We start from the raw sequence: 19,090 nt of genomic DNA, 5'->3' as shown, positions 1-19,090 counted from the left end.
CGGCGTTCTCAGAAGGAGACGGCGATGTATTTGGGCTCGAGATAGTCGAGCACGCCGTGATGCCCGCCCTCGCGCCCGAGCCCGCTCTGCTTGACGCCGCCGAAAGGGGCCGCCGGGTCGGAGACGAGGCCCCGGTTGACGGCCACCATGCCCGCCTCGATGCGGCCGGCGACGCCGAGCGCGCGCTTGAGGTCGCGCGAGTAGACGTAGCTCGCCAAGCCGAACTCCGTATCGTTGGCGGCTGCGACCGCCTCGTCCTCGTTGTCGAACCGGCAGAGCGCTGCGACGGGACCGAAGATCTCCTCGCGCATCAGGAGCGCATCGGGCGGCACGTCGCCGAGCACCGTCGGCGGGTAGAAGTAGCCCGAGCCGCTCAGCGCCTTGCCGCCCTGCAGGACCTTCGCCCCGCGAGCGACGGCGTCCGCCACCAGATACTCGATCTTTTCCACGGCCTTGCGTGTGATCATCGGACCGCAGCGGGTCGCGGGATCGGTGCCCGCGCCGACGGTCAGCGCGGCCATGCGCCCGACCAGTCCCTCGACGAAGCGGTCGTAGATGCCGTTCTGGACGTAGAAGCGGTTGGCAGCGGTGCAGGCCTCGCCGGCGTTGCGCATCTTGGCAATCATCGCGCCGTCCAGGGCCGCGTCGAGGTCGGCATCGTCGAACACGAGGAAGGGAGCGTTGCCGCCGAGTTCCATCGCGCAGCCGACGACGGTTCGGGCGGCCTCGGCGAGCAGCGTGCGGCCGACGCCGGTCGAGCCCGTGAAGGAAAGCTTGCGCACGCGCGGGTCGTCCAGAATGGCGGCGGTGACCGGCCCCGGACGCGACGTTGTGACGACGTTGACGACGCCGTCCGGCACGCCCGCCTCGCGGTAGAGTCCGGCGAGCGCGTAGGCGGTCAGCGGCGTCTCGCTGGCCGGCTTGAGGACCACCGTGCAGCCCGCCGCCAGCGCCGGGGCGATCTTGCGCGTCGCCATGGCGGCCGGAAAGTTCCAGGGCGTCACCAGAAGGGCGATGCCGACCGGTACGTAGTCTACCAGAATGCGGTTCGAGCCCGAGGGCGCCAGACCGAGCTCGCCCGACAGGCGCACGGCTTCCTCCGCATTCCACCGGAAGAACTCGGCGGCATAGGCGACCTCGCCCCTGGCATCCACCAGGGCCTTGCCGTTCTCGAGCGAGATCAGCGCGGCGAGCTCGTCGGCGCGTTGGGTCATCAGCTCGAAGCAGCGGCGCAGTATCTCGGAGCGCTCGCGCGGCGACTTGGCGCGCCACAGGGGCGCGGCCCGGTCGGCGGCGTCCACCGCCGCCATCGCCTCCTCGACGCCGGCGTCGGCGACATGAGCGATCTCGCGTTCCGTGGACGGATCGACGACGGCGATCTGCGCCTCGGTCTGCCGCCATTCGCCGTCGATGAAGAGACCCTTGGCGAAGGGCGCGCAGTCGATGGGCGCCGGCGTATCGGCGGCGGGCGGGGCGGAGATGTGGTTCATGACGCACTCCTTGCAGGCTGCGGCTCGGTCAGAGCCTGGCGGTCGCCGTCGAACGCGGCCGCGACGAGGCGCTTCATCGCATCGAGATCGACGAGGCGCGGGTTGTTCTTGATGAGGCGCTCGATGCCGAGCGCCTGCTCGGCCGTCCAGTCCCGTTTGTCGCGCGGCAGGCCGAGTGCGTCGAGAGAGCGCGGAATGCCGATCGCGCCCAGCAACGAGGCGATCCGCTCGACCACGCGGTCGGCGAAGACATCCAGGGGCTCGCCCTGTGCATCCAGCCCCATCGCCGCGCCGATCTGCGCCAGTTCCGGCAGGCAGGCCGAGCGGTTGAAGGTCATCACATAGGGCAACAGCGCGGCAACGCCGAGGCCATGGGCGGAATGGGTCAGCGCGCCGATCGGATACTGGATCGCGTGGGCGGCCGCCGTGCCCGCGGTTCCGAACGCGCAGCCGGCCGCCAGCGCCCCCATCATGACGTCGGCGCGCGCCGCCTCGTCCCCGCCGTCGCGGAAGGCCCGCTCCAGGCTTCGGGACAGAAGCTCGATCGCCAGCAGCGCGAAATGGTCGGTGAGGGCGCTCTTGCCGACGAAGACGTGCGCCTGGGCGAGGTCGGCGTCGGGTTCGCGCCGCTTGGCCATGAAGGCCTCGATCGCATGGGTCAGGGCGTCCGCCCCGGCGATCGCCGTCAGCTGCGGCGGGCAGGTCAGCGTCAGGTCGGGATCGCAGATCGCCGCCTGCGGGACGAGATGAGGGCTGGAGATACCTACCTTGAGGAGCCGATCGGGGTCCGACAGGACGGCGACGGGGGTCACCTCCGAGCCGGTGCCGGCCGTGGTCGGCACGGCGATCACGGGCAGGATCGGCCCCGGCACGCGCCGCTCGCCGTAGTAATCGGCCGGCGAGCCGCCGTGGGCCAGAAGCAGCGACGCGCACTTCGCCATGTCGAGACAGCTCCCGCCGCCGATCCCGATCACGAGGTCGGGCGCGAAGTCCCGGGCGGCCGCGGCGCAGGCATGGGCCGAGTCGCGCGGAACATCGGGAAGCACGCCGTCGTCGACCCGCACCGCCAGGCCATGGTGGCGGAGGTCCGCCATCATGGCCTGAAACTGCGGGTCCCCGCTCAGCCGCGCGTCCGTGCAGACAAGGGCGCGTCGCCCGAGACGGGCGGCGACCGTTCCAAGGGCCGCACGCTGGCCCTTGCCGAAGAGGATTTCCCGCGGAAGCCGCAGGGCTGCGAAAAGCGTCATGGTCTGTCCTTCGTCGGCGGCGTTCCGCCGAAAGAGCCGGCACGGCCGGTGGTCGGGGATGCGAGCCGGGACACGTCTCCGCGGCACTGCCGGGGTCCGCGTCGCGGGAACCCTGTCGCCCGCCGGCGAGACATGCCGACGATCCGATCGTTTGACGCCGGCCGTGGGCTGAAAGAGGTGGTCGAAGCCAAGGACGCTACCGGTTCCACTGCGTTCTACGGAGCAGTATCACACGATCGTATAGGATATACGATTGAATGTCGGAAATTCGTGTGTTACCGGTTGTGCGTTGTCAAGGGGTGAACATGCGAAACGCGACCGCCTTCCAGCCTGGTCCCTCGGCCTCCACGCCGGTCCAGCGGCCTTCGAGCCTCGTGGACGACGTGTATGGCGCGATCTACGCCCAGCTCATGGCGTTGAAGATCGCGCCCGGTGCGCGGATCACGGTCGACAGTCTGGCGCGCGAGCTCGCGGTTTCTCAAACCCCCATTCGCGAGGCCCTTGGCCGGCTGGAAGGCGAGGGTCTGGTCATCAAGACCCACCTCGTCGGCTACAGTGCCGCCCCGCAGATCACGCGGGATCGCTTCGAGGATCTCTACGAGCTGCGCCTGCGCCTTGAGCCCTATGCCGCCGGTCGCGCCGCCGCCAAGATGACGCCGGAGGCGCTCGATGCCCTGACCGAGGCGGCGGGTGTCATGGCCCGGCGCAACGGCGGCGCCGACGAGCGTGTCCGCTACTCGCAGTTCGCCCGGCAGGACGCCGAATTCCACGACCTGATCGTCGGTTTGGCGGGCAATGCGCTGATCCGCGAGTCGCTGGCGCACCTCCACACCCACTTCCACATCTTCCGGCTGATGTTCCACGCGCGCGTCACGCAGGAGGCGCTCGAGGAGCACGAGCGGATCCTGGCCGCCTTCGCCGCTGCGGACGTCGCTGCCGCCGAGGCCGCCATGCGCGAGCATATCGAACGCTCGCGCGACCGCCTCCGGCCGGCCTTCGAGGCGCTGCCGTGAGCGCCATCGCCGTCCCGGCCACGAACGCCCCGGGAGAGCCCGCGCCCGGGGCGCCGGTTCTCGCGGTGCGCGGCCTCTCCAAGACCTACGGGCCGAACACGGTCCTGTCCGGTGTCGATCTCGACATCCGCTCGGGCGAGATCCTGGCGGTGATCGGCGAGAACGGCGCCGGCAAGTCGACCTTCATGAAAATCCTGTCGGGACATGTCGCGCCGACGCGCGGCACGCTGGCTTTGGAAGGCGAGCCCGTCGCGTTTCGCAGTCCGGCCGAAGCCGAGCGCGCGGGCATCGTCCTCGTGCATCAGGAAATCCTGCTCGCCGACGACCTGACGGTCGCCGAAAACCTCTTTCTCGGGCGGGAGCTGACACGCGGCGGCCTGATCGACGACCGCCGGATGCGGGCGATCGCGCGCGACAGGCTCGCGGCCATCGGCGGCGCGATCGAGCCCGACGCCATCGTCGGCACGCTCAGCCTCGCCGACCGCCAGCTCGTCCAGATCGCCCGCGCCCTTCTGGAACACCACAAGCTGGTCATCTTCGACGAGCCGACCGCCGTCCTCACCTCAGAGGAAGTCGGCACGCTACTGGCCCTGATCCGCCGCCTGCGCGAGGCAGGCGCGGCCATTCTCTACATCTCGCATCGTCTCGACGAGGTGGAGGCGATCGCGGACCGGGTGAGCGTCCTGCGCGACGGGCAGCTCGTGGGAACCTTCGAGGCGACATCGCTCGGCCAGCCCGACATGGCGCGGCTGATGGTGGGGCGCGAACTCTCGACGCTCTTTCCGCCCAAGGCTTCGCCCGCGTCCGCGGTGCCGCTGCTCGAGGTCGAGCATGCCGAGGTGCCGGGCTTCATCCGCGACGTCTCCTTCTCGGTCGCCCGAGGCGAGGTTCTCGGATTCGGCGGCATGATCGGCGCGGGTCGCACCGAACTCTTCGAGGGCATCCTCGGCCTTCGCGCCGGGCGGGTCGCCGCCCTCAGGCTGGACGGCCGCGAACTCCGTATCCGCCAGGCGGCGGATGCGATCGCGGCGGGCATCGGCTACCTGACCGAGGACCGCAAGGGCAAGGGCCTCCTTCTCGACGCGACCATGGCCCCGAACCTCACCTTGAGCGCGTTGCGGCGATTTCATCCCGGCATCGGGCTCGACCGGCGTCGCGAGAACGCCGCGATGGACGAGACCATCCGGCGCTACGATATCCGCGTGCGGGGGCGGGGCGTTCGGGCCGGCCAGCTCAGTGGCGGCAACCAGCAGAAGCTGCTTCTCGCCAAGATCATGCTGACGGATCCCTCGGTGGTCGTGATCGACGAGCCGACGCGCGGCATCGACATCGGCAACAAGGCCCAGATCTACGCCTTCATCCAGTCGCTCGCACGCGCAGGCAAGGCCTGCATCGTCATCTCGTCCGAGATGCAGGAACTCATCGGCCTGTGCGACCGGATCCTGGTGATCCGGGACGGATGCATCGCGGGCGAGCTGTCCGGCGAGGCGATGACGGAGGCCAACGTCGTCATGCTGGCGACGGGAGCGAGCGAGCGAACCGCCGGGAGGACGGCATGACCGACGCAACCATGGCGATGGAGCGGGGCGGGCGCCGCCTGCGCGTGAACTGGGTGGATCTCGGGCCCTTCCTTGCGCTCGCGGTACTTCTCCTGGTCGGCTTCCTGGTCAATCCCGACTTCCTGTCGATCACCAACCTCGCCAACGTCGTGACCCGCAGCGCCTTCGTCGCGATCATCGCCGTGGGCGCGACCTTCGTGATCGCCTCGGGCGGTCTCGACCTGTCGGTCGGCTCCATGGCCGCCTTCGTGGCCGGCATCATGATCCTTCTGATGAACGCGCTCGCGCCCACGCTCGGCTCCTACGCCATTCCCGTCGGCATGATGGCCGTGGTCGCGGCCGGCGCCTTGTGCGGCCTTCTCAACGGGGCGGTGGTCACGCTCGGCCGCATCGAGCCCTTCATCGTGACGCTCGGCACGATGGGCATCTTCCGCGCGCTCATCACCTACCTGGCCGACGGCGGAACCATTCCGATCGACCGAGGGCTGCGGGAGGCCTTCCGGCCCGTCTATTTCGGCTCCGTCGCGGGCGTGCCCGTGCCCATCCTCGTATCGCTGGCCGTCGCCGGGGCGGGCGCCTTCCTTCTGTACCGCACCAAGTTCGGCCGGCGTTGCGTCGCGGTGGGGGCGAACGCCGAGGTCGCCCGCTATTCCGGCATCCCGATCGGTCGCATCCGCACGCTGGCGTTCATGATCCAGGGCGTGTGCGTCGGCATCGCCGCCATCTGCTACGTGCCGCGTCTGGGCGCCGCGACGCCGACCACCGGCGTCCTGTGGGAGCTGCAGGTCATCACCGCCGTCGTGATCGGCGGCACGGCGCTCCGGGGCGGTCGCGGTCACATCTGGGGCACGATCGCGGGGGCGCTGATCCTCGAGTTCATCGCCAACCTCATGGTGCTCTCCGACTTCGTGTCCGAGTACCTCGTGGCGGCGGTGCAGGGCACGATCATCATCATCGCGATGCTGGTCCAGCGAATGTCCAAATAGCCGCCCGCGCCCTTTGGGAGAGGGGCGCCGGCGAAGCTTGTCCAAGGGAGGAAACAATGAAGACGAAACTCATGGCGACCATCGCCATCGGGACGATGCTGGCAGCCGGATCGTCGCTGGCCCAGGAGCGCAGGACCATCGCGGTCTCGATCCCCGCAGCCGACCACGGCTGGACGGCGGGCGTCGTCTACCACGCGCAGAAGGCAGCCGAGGAGATCAGGTCGGCCTATCCGAACGTCGACGTCGTGGTGAAGACCTCGCCCTCGGCGACCGCGCAGGTCAGCGCGGTCGAGGACCTCACCGCCGGCTCGAAGCCCGACGCCCTCGTGATCCTGCCCCATAGTTCCGAGGAGCTGACAACGCCCGTCCAGGCGGTGAAGAAGAGCGGCGTCTTCGTCACCGTGGTGGACCGGGGCCTGAACGATCCCACGATCCAGGATCTCTATGTCGCCGGCGACAACATCGCGGTGGGCGGCACCACGGCGAAGTTCCTGGTGGACAAGCTGGGCGGCAAGGGGGACGTCGTGGTCCTGCGCGGCATTCCGACCGTGATCGACGACGAGCGCATCAAGGGCTTCCAGGACGGGCTGAAGGGATCCGACATCAAGATCCTCGACATCCAGTACGCCAACTGGAACAGCGACGACGCCTTCAAGCTCATGCAGGACTATCTCGCCAAGTATCCCAAGATCGACGCGGTCTGGGCGAACGACGACGACATGCTCCTCGGCGTCCTCGAGGCGCTTCAGCAGTCCGGGCGCAAGGAGATCAAGTATGCGCTCGGCGGCAACGGAATGAAGGAAGTCATCGAGAAGGTCATGGCGGGCGACGCCATGACGCCGATCGAGACGCCGTATCCCCCCTCCATGATCAAGACGGCGATCTACATGACCGCCGCCAACCTGACCGGGCAGGTCCCGATCCGCGGCAGCGTCAAGCTCGACGCGCCGCTGATCACCAAGGACAACGCAAAGGAATACTACTTCCCCGACTCGCCCTTCTGATCCCGGCCCACGCCGATCGGCGCGAGGGCAAGGGGTCCGCGCGCCCCTATTTTCCAAACCGAAGGACATGACATGCCAGGCAAGAAAATCCTGATGCTCGTCGGCGAGTTCAGCGAGGAATACGAGATCTTCGTGTTCGAGCAGGCTATGCACGCGGTGGGCCACACCGTTCACGTGGTCTGCCCCGACAAGAACGCGGGCGATATCATCAAGACCTCGCTCCACGACTTCGAACGCCTGCAGACCTATACCGAGAAGCCGGGACACGACTACGTCCTGAACAAGACCTTTTCGGAGGTGCGCCCGGAAAACTACGACGCCGTGTATTCGGCGGGCGGGCGCGGTCCGGAATACATCCGGATCGACAAGCGCGTGCAGGCGATCGTGCGGCACTTCCATGAGGCGGGAAAGCCGATCTTCACGATCTGCCACGGCGTTCAGGTCCTGATCGCGGTGGACGGCGTCGTGCGCGGCAAGCGCGTCTCGGCGCTGAAGTATTGCGAGCCCGAGGTGACGCTGGCGGGCGGCGAGTTCGTGGACCTCGGGCCGACCGAGGCGATCGTCGACGGCAACATGGTCTCGGCCAGCGGCTGGACGGCGCTCGCCGCCTTCATGCGCGAATGCCTGAAGGTTCTGGGAACCGAGATCCGTCACAGCTAAGGGGAGAGCGCCGTCGCGGCGGCCGGACCGCCGCGACCGGTCTCGTCAGCCCACGCCGACGAGGCGCAGGAGGTCGGCTCGGGTGCCCGGCGAGCCGGCGAGAACGAGACCACCGCCTGGCAGGTCTGCCCAGGTGGCGGGGTCGACGATCCAGCCGCCCGCTTCCTCGACGAGCAGGAAGCCCGCGAAGCAGTCCCAGGCGTTCATGTGCGGCTCCCAGTAGGCGGCGAGCCGCCCCGCCGCGACATAGGCCAGCATCAGGGCGCCCGATCCGTTGCGGATGAACATGCCGCCCTCGTCCAGCAGCCGCCCCACGAAGCCGGCCACGACATGGCTGGGCACGCGGTGGTTGGCGCCGAGGCCGAGGACGCCGTTCTGGAGCGTGCGGTCCGCTGCCACATGGATGGGCTGGCCGTTCAGCGTCGCCCCTGCGCCGCGCCGCGCCGAGTAGAGCTCGTCCGTGGTCGGCGCGTAGACGACGCCCGCCACGATCCGCTCGCCCTCCATCACCGCGATCGACACGCACCAGGCGGGAATGCCGAAGACGAAGGGGCTCGTTCCGTCGATCGGGTCCATCACCCAGCGAAAGCCGGACGTGCCGTCCTGGAGGCCGTATTCCTCGCCGAGGATGCCGTCCTGGGGGAAGCGAGCCGCGATGCGCTCGCGCAGCAGCCGCTCGACCTCCTTGTCGGCGACCGAGACGACGTCCTGTCCGTTCATCTTCTCGTCGATCGTGAGGCGCGAGCGGTCGCGGAAGTAGCCGAGGGCGATGCGGCCGCCCTCGCGGGCGATGGCTTCGGCCAGCGCCTGGCGGTCGGCGACGGCGGCGGCGAGATCGATCGTATCGGGCATGGGGTGCTTTCAGGCGGGGATCAGGGCGACGCCGCGCTCGATGAGCCCGATGCCGACGTCGCTCGCGACAGGGCGGACGCGCTCGATCGCGGCGTCGACGATGAAGAGGCGGCCGACCGCGGTCTCGACCTCGTATTCGATATGGTCGCCGAGATAGGCGGCGCTCGCCACGCGCCCGCTCAAGGTTCCCGGCAGCGGGTCGCCGAGCGTCATGGCGTTGGGGCGGATGGCGAGCTGGGCCGCGCCCTCGCGCGCGGCCGGCGCATGCAAGGGGTGCCGCAGATCGCCGAGCCTTGCCTGCAGGGCGCCGTCGGCGGAGCGCAGCACCTCGCAGGGCACGACGTTCGCCTCGCCGATGAAGTCGGCGATGAAGGCGGAGGCGGGCGCCTCGTAGAGCTCGCGCGGCGAGCCGGACTGGGCGATCTCGCCGTCGCGCATGACGACGATGCGATCGGACACGGCCAGCGCCTCCTCCTGGTCGTGCGTGACGTAGACCGCCGTGAAGCCGAGCCGCTGCTGCAGCTCGCGGATCTCGGTGCGCACGTGGCGGCGCAGGCGCGCGTCGAGGTTGGAAAGCGGCTCGTCGAGAAGCAGCACCTGCGGCTCCAGGACGAGCGCGCGCGCGACGGCGACGCGCTGCTGCTGCCCGCCCGACAGCTCGCTCGGCAGGCGCTCCGCGAAGCCGTCGAGACCCACCAGCATCAGCGCCTCGCGGGCGCGCTCCCATGCCTCGCGCTTGGCCATGCCGCCCGAGCGCAGGCCGTAGGCGACGTTCTCGCCGATCGTCATGTGGGGAAACAGCGCGTAGCTCTGGAACACCATCGAGACGTCCCGCTCGTTGGCCGGAAGGCTCGTCACGTCGCGCCCCCCGATCAGGATGCGGCCCGCCGTCGGCTGTTCGAGGCCCGCCAGCATGCGCAGCGTCGTGGTCTTGCCGCAGCCGGACGGCCCGAGCAGCGTCACCAGCGTTCCCGGCTCGATCCCGAAGGAGAGCGAGCGGATGGCGACCACGGATCCGAAGCGCTTCTCGACCGCCTCGAAGCGAACGGATCCTTTGAGGGGGGCGGATGGGCCGGTCATGCCGGGGTCTCCCTGGAAAGCGTGGCGAGCGGTGCGGCGGCGGCCGGGGCGGCGGCGCGCGCCTCGCGCCGGAGCGTCCTTTGCCCGACCAGAAGCTGGAACACGGCGATCACCGCGATCATCACGACGATCAGCATGGTGGAATAGGCGATCGCCACGCCGTACTCGCCGTTCTCGGTGAGGCCGACGATATAGGCGGTCGCCATGTTGTACTGGGCGCTGACCAGGAAGATCACGGCGCTGATCGAGGTGATCGAGCGCACGAAGGAATAGACCAGCGCCGCCGTGATGGCGGGCTTGAGGAGCGGGAGCACCACGCGGCGCAGCGTCGTGAAGGAGTTGGCGCCGAGCGTCAGCGAGGCCTCGTCGAGGCTGCGGTCGAGCTGCGTCATGGCCGCGATGCCCCCGCGCACGCCCACCGGCATGTTGCGGAACACGAAGCAGACCACGAGGATCAGCGCGGTGCCCGTCATCTCGATCGGCGGCAGGTTGAACGCGAGGACGTAGGACACGCCGATCACCGTGCCGGGAATGGCGAAGGACAGCATCAGCATGAATTCCAGGAGCTCCCGCCCCGCGAAGCGCTGGCGCACGAGAAGGTAGGCCGACAGGAGGCCGACGATCGCGGTGAGGGGCGCGGCGAGAAGCGCGATCTCCAGCGTGGTCCAGAAGGAGTTCCAGGCAACGCCCGTCCAGCGCAGGCCCGTCTCCCCCGCCGAGACCGAGAAGGCCTTGGCGTAGTGGTCGAGCGTCAGCGTGTTGTCGAGCCCGAGCGTCCGGACGAAGCTTCCCACGACGATCATCGCGTAGACGACGAGCGTGAAGAACACCCAGAGCGACACCACCGCGACGACCGCGGCGCGCAGCCGCGGGTCCAGCGAAGCGTGACGGCCGGAATCGCCCTTGCCCGTCACGGTGGTGTAGCTGCGCCCGCGCAGCCAGAGCCGCTGCAGGAGGAAGGCGGAGAGCGTGAAGGCGAGAAGCACGAGCGCCAGCACCGCCGCCCGGGCCGGATCGTTCTGCGCGCCCACCACGGCGAAGTAGATTTCGGTGGAAAGAACGCCGTGGCTGCCGCCGAGCACGAGCGGGTTGCCGAAGTCGGCCATGCTCTCGATGAAGCCGACCAGGAAGGCGTTCGCGAGGCCCGGGCGCATCAGGGGAAAGGTCACGGTCCAGAAGGTGCGCCAGCGGTCGGCGCGCATGGTCTGCGCCGCCTCCTCCATGGAGGGGCTGATGCCCTCCATCACCCCGATCAGCACCATGAAGGCGATCGGGGTGAAGCTCAGCATCTGGGCGATCCAGATGCCGGGCAGGCCGTAGAGCCAGCGCCCGCCGTCGAGGCCCGTCAGCGTGAGGACCCCTTGCGTGACGACGCCCGAGCGTCCGAACAGGAGGATCAGGGCGAGGCCGATCACGAAGGGCGGCGTGATGATCGGCAAAATGGTGAGAAGGCGCAGCAGCTTCTTGAACGGAAAGCGCGTGCGCGTGGCGACCAGCGCGAAGGCGAGGCCGAGAACGGTCGTGCCGAGGCCGGTGGCCAGGGCCAGCGTCACCGTGCGCCAGGCAAGGCCGCAGGCGCCCGAGCCCGCGAGGCAGGCGAGCGACCAGATCGAGGGGTCGCGGATGTTGGACACGAAGCTCGACGCGTCGAACGAGCCGTCGAGCGCCTGGAAGGCGCCCGCGAACAGGCTGGCGAGCGGGTAGAGCACGAAGGCGGCGACGAGGGCCACGACCAGCGCGATGGCCGACAGGACGAAGGCGTCGCCGCGCAGGCGTCCGCGCTCGGCAAGGCCGAAGGACAGGATCAGGAGAAAGGCGAGGGCGAGCGCGAAGGCACCCGCGCCGAAGGGCGGCTGGCCGTCGTCGAGCGGCCCGAACAGCGTCTCCCATCCGCTCCAGTTCCAGCCGCCGTAGCCGACCGCCAGACCTTCCACGACGAGGAACAGGAGGCCGGCGGCTCCGGCAAGGGCGAGCCACGCGCCGCGCCGCTCGCCCGGCCGGGCGAAGCGCAGCGCGACGACGGCGGCGAGCGCAAGCGCGAGCGGCACGAGCCAGAAGGCCCGCCGCAAACCGATCTGGGCAAGGCCGGGCGCCGCCTCGGAACCGAACGGCCAGTCCGAAAGCCAGCCGAGGCTCCACACCCCGCCCTCCAGCCCGTACCAGGGCAGGACGAGGAAGGCGGCAAGGGCGAGAAGAAGGGCGCCGTCGAGCCGGCGAACACGCGAATCCATCGGCTGGGCCTCGTCGATGCGGCGGAGAAGGGCGCCCGGCTCGGGCGCCCCGGTCGTCGGATCAGTTGGCGGAGGCGCCGATCTCGCGATCCCAGCGCTCCAGGAGCGCCTTGCGGGTATCGGCATTGCCGTATTTCGCGAAGTCGTAGTCGATCAGCTTGATGTCGCCGAGCTTGGGGGCCTCGGGCGGCACGGTGGCGCCCTTGTTGGAGGGCAGCTGGAAGGAGTCCGCCTCGGCCGCGTGCGACTGCACCTCGGCGGTCAGCGCCCAGTCGTAGAAGATCTTGGCGTTCTCGAGGTTCTTGGCGCCCTTGACGATCGACATGGAGCCGACCTCGAATCCCGTGCCCTCGCAAGGGGCGACGGTCTTCACGGGGAAGCCCTGCTTGGTCATGGCGACCGCGTCGTGCATGAAGACGATGCCGATGCCGGTCTCGCCGCGCGCCGCGGCCTTCACCGGCGCCGAGCCCGACTTGGTGTATTGCGTGACGTTGGCGTTCAGCGCCTTCTGGTAGCTGAAGGCCTCGTCCTCGCCCATCAGCTGCACGAGCGTCGCCAGCGCCGTGTAGGCGGTGCCCGAGGAGTTTGGGTTGGCGATCTGGATCTCGCCCTTGTACTTGGCGTCGGTCAGGTCGCGCCAGCAGGCCGGCGCCTCGATGTTCTTCTTGGCGAGGATGTCGGTGTTGTAGCCCCAGCCGAGCGCGCCGGAATAAACGCCCACCGTCCGGTAGCCCGAGACCTCGGCCTGCTTCTGGGCCCAGGGTTGAAGCTGGTCGAAGATCGGCGACTTGTATTCCAGCGTCAGCTTGTCGTCGGCCGCCTGCAGGTGCGGGTCGCCCGTGCCCGCCCACCAGAGATCGGTCTTGGGGTTGCGCGCCTCGGCCCGAAGGCGGGCATAGGCCTCGCCCGAGCTCATGCGCACCATGTTGACGTCGATGTCGTGGTCCTTCTCGAAGAGCCGCTCCATCAGCTCGCACCACTTCACGTCGGCGGCGCAGACGAGGTTCAGCGATCCGGCCGCCTGGGCGGGCAGGGCGGCGGTGGCCGCGCCGATCGCGAGCATCGTGGCGAGGATAGTGGTGCGCATCGTCGAGCCTCCCAGCATCGTTATTAGTTTGCACTCGTGTGCAAGCTCGCGTGTCCGCTACCGATTGTCAACCGCCGCGCTCGCTGCCATCTTGTCGGGGACAGGAATTTGCACGGCCTTGCAGCGCGACAGAACGATCTTGACGACGAAGCCCAAACCGAGCCGGCCCACCGCCTTCGCGAGCGCGCAGGAGGTGGCGCGGCTGGCCGGCGTGTCGCGGTCGGCCGTGTCGCGCGCCTTCACGCCGGGCGCCAGCATCTCCGAGGACACGCGGGCCAAGGTGGAGGCCGCAGCCGCCGAACTCGGCTACCACGTCAACCATCTGGCGCGTGGGCTCATGCGACACCAGTCCGGGATCGTCTGCCTGATCGTGGCCGACATCCACACGCCCTACCTGTCGCGCCTTCTCGACAGCCTGTCGCGCGCGCTGCAGGAGGCGGGCAAGGTCGTCATGGTGTTGAATGCCGGCCGCTCGTCGCGCAACGTGGACGGGGCGCTGCGCCAGACGCTGAACTACCGGGCCGACGCGACCGTGGTCCTGTCGGGCACGCCCTACCGCCGGATCGCGCAGAGCTGCCTCGACAGCGGTCAGCGCCTCGTGCTCCTGAACCGCGACGATCATCTGCTGGGCACGGTGAACCTCTCGGTCGACAACGCGCGCGCCGCCCGCATGGCGGCGACGCTCCTCCTGCGCGCCGGCTACCGGCGGCTCGCCCTCGTGACCTCCGCCATCGGAACGCCGAGCCTTTCGGCGCGCCGCCGGCATTTCCTCGAGGCCGCGCGGGAACAGGGCGTCGAGGTCCGGGTCTGGGAGGGCGGGGCGACCGCCTACGAGAGCGGCCTGCAGGGCGGAACCGAGCTTCTGGCCTCGGACGCGCCGCCCGACGCCGTCTTCGCCGTGACCGACCTCCTGGCCTGCGGCGTCCTCGACGCGGCGCGCCACCGCTTCGGCCGCCGGGTGCCCGAAGAGGTCGGCGTGATCGGCTTCGACGACATCGAGCAGGCGGGCTGGGCGTCCTACGATCTGACGACCTTTGCCCAGCCCGTCGCCGCGATCACGGACTGGACGGTTCGCCTCGTCGCCGACGGCGTGGAGGAGGGCACGCGCGACCGCGTCTTCGAGGCGTCGCTCGTCTGGCGCTCCACCGTCGCGCGCGCGACGGAACGGGCGGCCTGACATGCCCAAGCGTCCCAGCATCCGGACAGCAGGCCAGGTCGCGGCCGTGCCGGTGCGCGTTGGAGCGTCGGGCGCCGTGGAGATCCTTCTCGTCACCTCGCGCGAGACGCGGCGCTGGATCGTGCCGAAGGGGTGGCCGATGAAGGGGCGCAAGAACCACCGCGCCGCGGCGATCGAGGCGCGCGAGGAGGCGGGCGTTCGCGGGCGCACGCTGCCGCGCCCGATCGACACCTACAGCTACTGGCGACGCACCGCGAAAGCCTCGCACCTGACCGAGGTCGAGGTCTACCTTCTTCTCGTCGAGCGCGAGCAGACGCGCTGGAAGGAGATGAAGCAACGCTCCCGCCGCTGGTTCGACGTCGCCTCGGCCGCCGAGACGGTCTCGGAGCCGGAGCTGGCGGACCTCTTCCGGCGGCTGGATGCGGGCGAGGCGGCGGCGAACCTCTGGGCGCCCGTCAGCACTCCGGAAGGTTGACCGCGAGGCCGCCGAGGCTCGTTTCCTTGTAGCGGTGGTCCATGTCGCGCCCCGTCTGGCGCATGGTCTCGATGCAGGCGTCGAGCGGCACGACGTGGAGGCCCTCGCCCTTCATCGCAAGCGAGGCCGCCGTCACCGCCTTCACCGCGCCAAAGGCGTTGCGCTCGATGCAGGGGATCTGCACGAGGCCGCCGACGGGATCGCAGGTCATGCCGAGGTGATGCTCCAGCGCGATCTCGGCGGCGTTCTCCACCTGTTCGGGCGTGCCGCCCATGACCGCCGCAAGGCCCGCTGCCGCCATGGCCGAGGCCGAGCCGACCTTGCCTTGGCAGCCGACCTCGGCACCCGAGATCGAGGCGTTGCGCTTGATGATGCCGCCGATCGCGGCCGAGGTCAGAAGGAAGAGGCGCGTCTCCGGCCGGCCGGCCTCCGGGTGGAAGCGCCTGAGGTAGGCCAGGACCGCCGGAACCACCCCCGCCGCGCCGTTGGTGGGCGCGGTCACGACGCGGCCGCCGCAGGCGTTCTCCTCGTTCACCGCCATCGCGAAGACGCTCAGCCAGTCGTTCGCCAGGAGCGGCTGGAACACGTTGCGCGCCGCGTCCGCCTGGAGCCGGTCGTGGATGCTCTTGGCGCGGCGCCTGACGCCGAGCCCGCCGGGAAGCATGCCCTCCTGCCGGATGCCTCGCCCGACGCACGCCTCCATCGCCTCGGTGATGGCGTCGAGCCGCCGGTCGAGCTCGCGCGCCGGCAGGCGGGCAAGCTCGTTCTCGCGCTGAAGTCCCGCGATCGACAGGCCGGTCGCCCTGGCCATGGCGAGCGCCTCGGCGGCGGTGCGGAAGGGGTGGGGGACGACCGCTTCGGCGGGACCCGAGGCGGCGGGGCCGTTGTTGCCGCGCTGCAGTTCCTCCTCGCTCACCACGAAGCCGCCGCCGATCGAATAGTAGACGCGGCGCAGGAGCATCGCGCCCTCGCGGTCCAGCGCCTCGAAGGTCAGCCCGTTGCTGTGGCCCGGCAGCGGGCGGCCTCGATCGAGAACGAGGTCGCGGTCTGGCCGGAAGCGGTAGGCCGGATGGCTGGCGGGGCGCACCTCGCCGCAGGCCTCGACGCCGGCCACCAACTCGTCCACCCGGTCGGGATCGACCTCGTCCGGCGTGAAGCCCGACAGGCCGAGGATCACGGCCCGGTCGCTGGCATGGCCGACGCCGGTGAAGGCGAGCGAGCCGTGCAGCGTGACGCGCAGCGCATCGACAACGGCGCCGCGCGGCCTCGGCCAGTCGCCGTCCCGGATCTCGGCGAGGAAGCGCGCGGCCGCCGTCATCGGTCCCATCGTGTGCGAGGACGAGGGACCGATGCCGATCTTGTAGAGATCGAAGACGCTGAGAAACATGCTGCCAGCCTCGCTCGGCACCGCCGTGGCGGGCTCACCGGGCCCGAGCTAGCCTTCGCGGGGGCGGGGTGGCAAGGACCTTCGAGCCCTCGTGAACACCCGGAACAGGGCGCCGGCCGCCCTCAGCCGGCCTTGCGCATCCGCGCCGCATCCGGGTCGTAGGCGCGGCCGAAGCGGTTGGCGAGGACGTCGGCGAGCGCGATCTCCTCCTGCCGCACGAAGCCGCGCGCCGGGAGCCTCCCTTCGGCGAGAAGGTCGAGCACGGTCGCGATGCCGCTCGCCGTGGTGATCTGGATGGCGCTCATGCGCCGCCCCCCGACCATGCCCGCATAGACCTTGTTGGCATAGGTCTCCTGCTCGTATCGCCCCTCGCGCCAGCCGCAGACGGTGACGAAGATCACCACCACGTCCTGCATCGTGGCCGGCAGGGCATGCTCGAACAGGTCCTTCAGCACGTCGCGCCGGTTGCGCAGGTTGAGGTCCTCCAGGAGGGCCTTGATGATCCGCTGGTGGCCGGGGTAGCGGATCGTCCGGTAGTTCATGGTGCGCACCCGCCCCTCGAGCGACTTGGCCAGGGTGCCGAGCCCGCCCGAGGTGTTGAAGGCCTCGTAGGTGACGCCGTCGAGCGAGAACTCCTCGCGCTCCTCGAGCGCGGGAACCGTGACGAGCCGTCCCTCGACCACCGCCTCGCAGGGCTCGATATACTCGTTGATCAGCCCGTCCGTGCTCCAGGTCAGGTTGTAGTTCAGCGCGTTCGAGGGATATTGCGGCAGGGCGCCGACGCGCATGCGCACCGAGTCCAGTTTCTCGAAGCGCTTGGCGAGATCGTTGGCGACGATCGAGATGAAGCCGGGCGCGAGGCCGCATTGCGGGATGAAGGCGCTCCCCGCGCCCTCGGCGAGCGCCTCGACCTTGCGCGTGGTCGCGACGTCCTCCGTCAGGTCGAGGTAGTGGACGCCCGCCTCGCGCGCGGCCTGCGCGATGCGGCCGGTCAGGTGGAAGGGCGCGGCGGACAGAACCGCGAAGCGTCCCCGAAGCGCCGCCACCAGCGCGGCATGATCCGCGATGTCGAGCGCGAGGGAATGGACGGCGGGATGGGCGTCGAGCTTGGCGAGCTGCTCCGCGCTGCGGTCGGCGACGCAGACGCGGTAGTCGCCGCTGTCGGCCAGCATGAGCGCGATGGCGCCGCCGATCTTGCCGGCCCCGATCACCATGACGTCCTTCATATCCACCTCCCGCGCTGCGTCGTATAAAGGCAGCATAAAGGCGGAGAGGGCGGATCCCAGCGTCGTTGCGACCTGTTCCGCGCCCGCTTTCATGCGAAACGACGACACATCTGGGCAAGGAGGCGAGAAGCGTGGAGCTGACGGCCAAGGACAGGGAACTCTTGGCGCTTCTGGCCGAGAACGCGCGCATGCCCGTCGCCACGCTCGCCAGGCGCCTGTCGATCTCGCGCACCACCGCGCAGGCCCGGCTGGAGCGGCTGGAGCGCCTCGGCGTCATCGCGGGCTACGGCGTTCGGCTGTCCGACGCCTACGCGTCGGGGCTCGTGCGCGCGCATGTCCTCGTCACCATCGCGCCCAAGTCGCTCAGCGAGGTCGTGGCGTCGATCGCGCAGGTCGGTGCCGTCACCGAGCTTCACTCAGTGAGCGGTGCCTTCGATCTCATCGCCATCGTCGCGGCCCCCTCGATCGCGGAGCTCGACGCGCATATCGACGAGATCGGGCGGATCGGGGGCGTCGAGCGCACCCAGTCCTCGATCATCCTCTCGACCCGGCTCCGGCGCTAGAGCGGCCGCGCTCGTCTCAGCGCGCGCCCCAGGTGTCGGACAGGCGGTAGCCTTCCGGCCAGGGATCGGAGGGGTCCAGCATGTGCTGGTGGATGCCGGTCACCCAGGCGCGGCCGGAGATCTCGGGGCGCACCGCCGGCCGGTCGCCGACGCTGGTGGTGCCGAGGATGCGGCCGGTGAAGGTCGAGCCGATCAGCGAGACGGCGGTGAGGCGATCGTCCAGACCCATCTGGCCGCGCGCGTGGAGCACCGCCATGCGGGCCGAAAGCGCGGTGCCGGTCGGGGAGCGATCCACCTTGCCGGGCCGGATCGCGACCGCGGCGCCCGCGCGCAGGCCCTCCTCGGTCCGCTCCACCGGCCCTGCGAAGAGGCAGAACGAGAAATGCCGCCAGTCCGGGTTCTCGGGATGACGGAAGCCCAGCGCCTCGTCGGCCGCGCGCGTGATGCGCACGCCGAGCCGCGCGATGTCGTGCGCCTCATCCGGCACCAGCCGGAAGCCGAGCGCCTGCGCATCCACGATCACGAAGCTGTCGCCGCCATAGGCCGTGTCGACCGTGAGCGTGCCGAGCCCCTCGACGTCCAGCGTGGCGCCCAGCTTGTCGGCGAAGCTCGGCAGGTTTTCGACGAAGATGCGCTCGGCCTTGCCGTGCCGGCACTCGGCGCGCACGCGCACGAGCCCGCCCGGCGCCTCCAGCAGCATCTCCGTGACGGGCTCGCGCATCGGCACGATGCCACCGTCGAGCAGCACCGTCGCCACGCAGATCGAGTTCGACCCCGACATGGGCGGGGTGTCCTCGGGCTCCATGATGATGAAGGCGGCGTCGGCCTCCGGGTGCTTGGGCGGGACGAGGAGGTTCACGTGCCGGAAGATGCCGCCGCGCGGCTCGTTCAGCACGAAGCGGCGCAGCGTGTCGTCCTTGGCGATCCAACGGCTCTGGGCCCAGAGCGTGTCGCCCGGCGGGGGCGCGACGCCCCCCACGATCACGTCGCCGACCTCGCCTTCCGCATGGGCGGAGATCACGTGAATGGTCTTGGTGGAGCGCATGGTCGAAG

Annotated in this window: 17 protein-coding genes; 8 read left to right on the top strand and 9 right to left on the bottom strand. The window is 69.9% G+C overall.

Annotated elements, in window-relative coordinates; all coding sequences use genetic code 11:
• Positions 1–8 precede the first annotated feature (8 nt).
• Both AUL35_RS10320 and AUL35_RS10315 read right to left on the bottom strand, forming a co-directional pair.
• On the bottom strand, positions 9–1,490 hold the full coding sequence (locus AUL35_RS10320) for an NAD-dependent succinate-semialdehyde dehydrogenase (protein WP_062014552.1): 1,482 nt from the start codon (positions 1,488–1,490) through the stop codon (positions 9–11).
• The gene (locus AUL35_RS10315; RefSeq protein ID WP_062014551.1) at positions 1,487–2,737 is read right to left on the bottom strand and encodes an iron-containing alcohol dehydrogenase; all 1,251 of its coding nucleotides are present in this window, start codon (positions 2,735–2,737) and stop codon (positions 1,487–1,489) included. Before AUL35_RS10315 ends, AUL35_RS10320 begins: the two co-directional genes overlap by 4 nt.
• Before the next feature lie 305 nt (positions 2,738–3,042).
• Between AUL35_RS10315 and AUL35_RS10310 the strand changes: the two genes are divergently transcribed.
• From AUL35_RS10310 to AUL35_RS10290, 5 genes are all read left to right on the top strand, one after another.
• On the top strand, positions 3,043–3,750 hold the full coding sequence (locus AUL35_RS10310) for a GntR family transcriptional regulator (RefSeq protein WP_062014602.1): 708 nt from the start codon (positions 3,043–3,045) through the stop codon (positions 3,748–3,750).
• A complete protein-coding gene (locus tag AUL35_RS10305) occupies positions 3,747–5,309 on the top strand; it encodes a sugar ABC transporter ATP-binding protein (protein WP_082666248.1) in 1,563 nt (520 codons plus the stop codon). Before AUL35_RS10310 ends, AUL35_RS10305 begins: the two co-directional genes overlap by 4 nt.
• Entirely contained in the window at positions 5,306–6,295 is a 990-nt protein-coding gene (locus tag AUL35_RS10300; RefSeq protein WP_062014550.1) for an ABC transporter permease, read from the top strand. The genes AUL35_RS10305 and AUL35_RS10300 overlap by 4 nt, the downstream gene beginning before the upstream one ends.
• A 56-nt stretch (positions 6,296–6,351) precedes the next feature.
• Entirely contained in the window at positions 6,352–7,299 is a 948-nt protein-coding gene (locus AUL35_RS10295) for a substrate-binding domain-containing protein (protein ID WP_062014549.1), read from the top strand.
• Between the two features lie 72 nt (positions 7,300–7,371).
• On the top strand, positions 7,372–7,959 hold the full coding sequence (locus AUL35_RS10290) for a DJ-1/PfpI family protein (protein WP_062014548.1): 588 nt from the start codon (positions 7,372–7,374) through the stop codon (positions 7,957–7,959).
• 45 nt (positions 7,960–8,004) lie between these two features.
• Here the strand turns inward: AUL35_RS10290 and AUL35_RS10285 are convergent, their stop codons facing one another.
• The 4 genes from AUL35_RS10285 to AUL35_RS10270 all read right to left on the bottom strand — a co-directional run bounded on the left by AUL35_RS10285 (position 8,005) and on the right by AUL35_RS10270 (position 13,209).
• Positions 8,005–8,811, bottom strand: coding sequence for an inositol monophosphatase (locus tag AUL35_RS10285; protein ID WP_062014547.1), 807 nt, complete (start codon positions 8,809–8,811; stop codon positions 8,005–8,007).
• Positions 8,812–8,820: 9 nt separating this feature from the next.
• Positions 8,821–9,891 (bottom strand): ABC transporter ATP-binding protein, encoded by a 1,071-nt coding sequence (locus AUL35_RS10280; protein WP_062014546.1) that lies wholly within the window; start codon positions 9,889–9,891, stop codon positions 8,821–8,823.
• On the bottom strand, positions 9,888–12,122 hold the full coding sequence (locus tag AUL35_RS10275; RefSeq protein WP_062014545.1) for an iron ABC transporter permease: 2,235 nt from the start codon (positions 12,120–12,122) through the stop codon (positions 9,888–9,890). Before AUL35_RS10275 ends, AUL35_RS10280 begins: the two co-directional genes overlap by 4 nt.
• Before the next feature lie 61 nt (positions 12,123–12,183).
• Positions 12,184–13,209 (bottom strand): ABC transporter substrate-binding protein, encoded by a 1,026-nt coding sequence (locus tag AUL35_RS10270; protein WP_062014601.1) that lies wholly within the window; start codon positions 13,207–13,209, stop codon positions 12,184–12,186.
• Between the two features lie 139 nt (positions 13,210–13,348).
• On the opposite strand from AUL35_RS10270, the gene AUL35_RS10265 reads away from it, so the two are divergent.
• Together AUL35_RS10265 and AUL35_RS10260 are read left to right on the top strand one after the other, a co-directional pair.
• Positions 13,349–14,386 (top strand): LacI family DNA-binding transcriptional regulator, encoded by a 1,038-nt coding sequence (locus AUL35_RS10265; protein WP_062014600.1) that lies wholly within the window; start codon positions 13,349–13,351, stop codon positions 14,384–14,386.
• A 1-nt stretch (position 14,387) separates the two neighbouring features.
• Entirely contained in the window at positions 14,388–14,861 is a 474-nt protein-coding gene (locus tag AUL35_RS10260) for an NUDIX hydrolase (protein WP_062014544.1), read from the top strand.
• Here AUL35_RS10260 and AUL35_RS10255 read toward each other — a convergent pair.
• Both AUL35_RS10255 and AUL35_RS10250 read right to left on the bottom strand, forming a co-directional pair.
• Complete coding sequence (locus tag AUL35_RS10255; protein ID WP_062014543.1) at positions 14,842–16,248, bottom strand: L-serine ammonia-lyase; 1,407 nt, start codon at positions 16,246–16,248, stop codon at positions 14,842–14,844. The genes AUL35_RS10260 and AUL35_RS10255 overlap by 20 nt on opposite strands.
• Positions 16,249–16,370: 122 nt before the next feature.
• Positions 16,371–17,474 (bottom strand): saccharopine dehydrogenase family protein, encoded by a 1,104-nt coding sequence (locus AUL35_RS10250; protein ID WP_062014542.1) that lies wholly within the window; start codon positions 17,472–17,474, stop codon positions 16,371–16,373.
• A 131-nt stretch (positions 17,475–17,605) separates the two neighbouring features.
• Here AUL35_RS10250 and AUL35_RS10245 point away from each other — a divergent pair, with 131 nt between their 5' ends.
• Complete coding sequence (locus AUL35_RS10245; protein ID WP_062014541.1) at positions 17,606–18,037, top strand: Lrp/AsnC family transcriptional regulator; 432 nt, start codon at positions 17,606–17,608, stop codon at positions 18,035–18,037.
• Between the two features lie 16 nt (positions 18,038–18,053).
• On the opposite strand, the gene AUL35_RS10240 is transcribed toward AUL35_RS10245, so the two are convergent.
• Positions 18,054–19,082 (bottom strand): proline racemase family protein, encoded by a 1,029-nt coding sequence (locus AUL35_RS10240; protein WP_062014540.1) that lies wholly within the window; start codon positions 19,080–19,082, stop codon positions 18,054–18,056.
• Between the last annotated feature and the right edge of the window lie 8 nt (positions 19,083–19,090).

It is taken from the genome of Aureimonas sp. AU4 (assembly GCF_001463765.1).
Taxonomy (GTDB): domain Bacteria; phylum Pseudomonadota; class Alphaproteobacteria; order Rhizobiales; family Rhizobiaceae; genus Aureimonas.
This window is presented reverse-complemented; position numbering and strand designations above follow the sequence as displayed.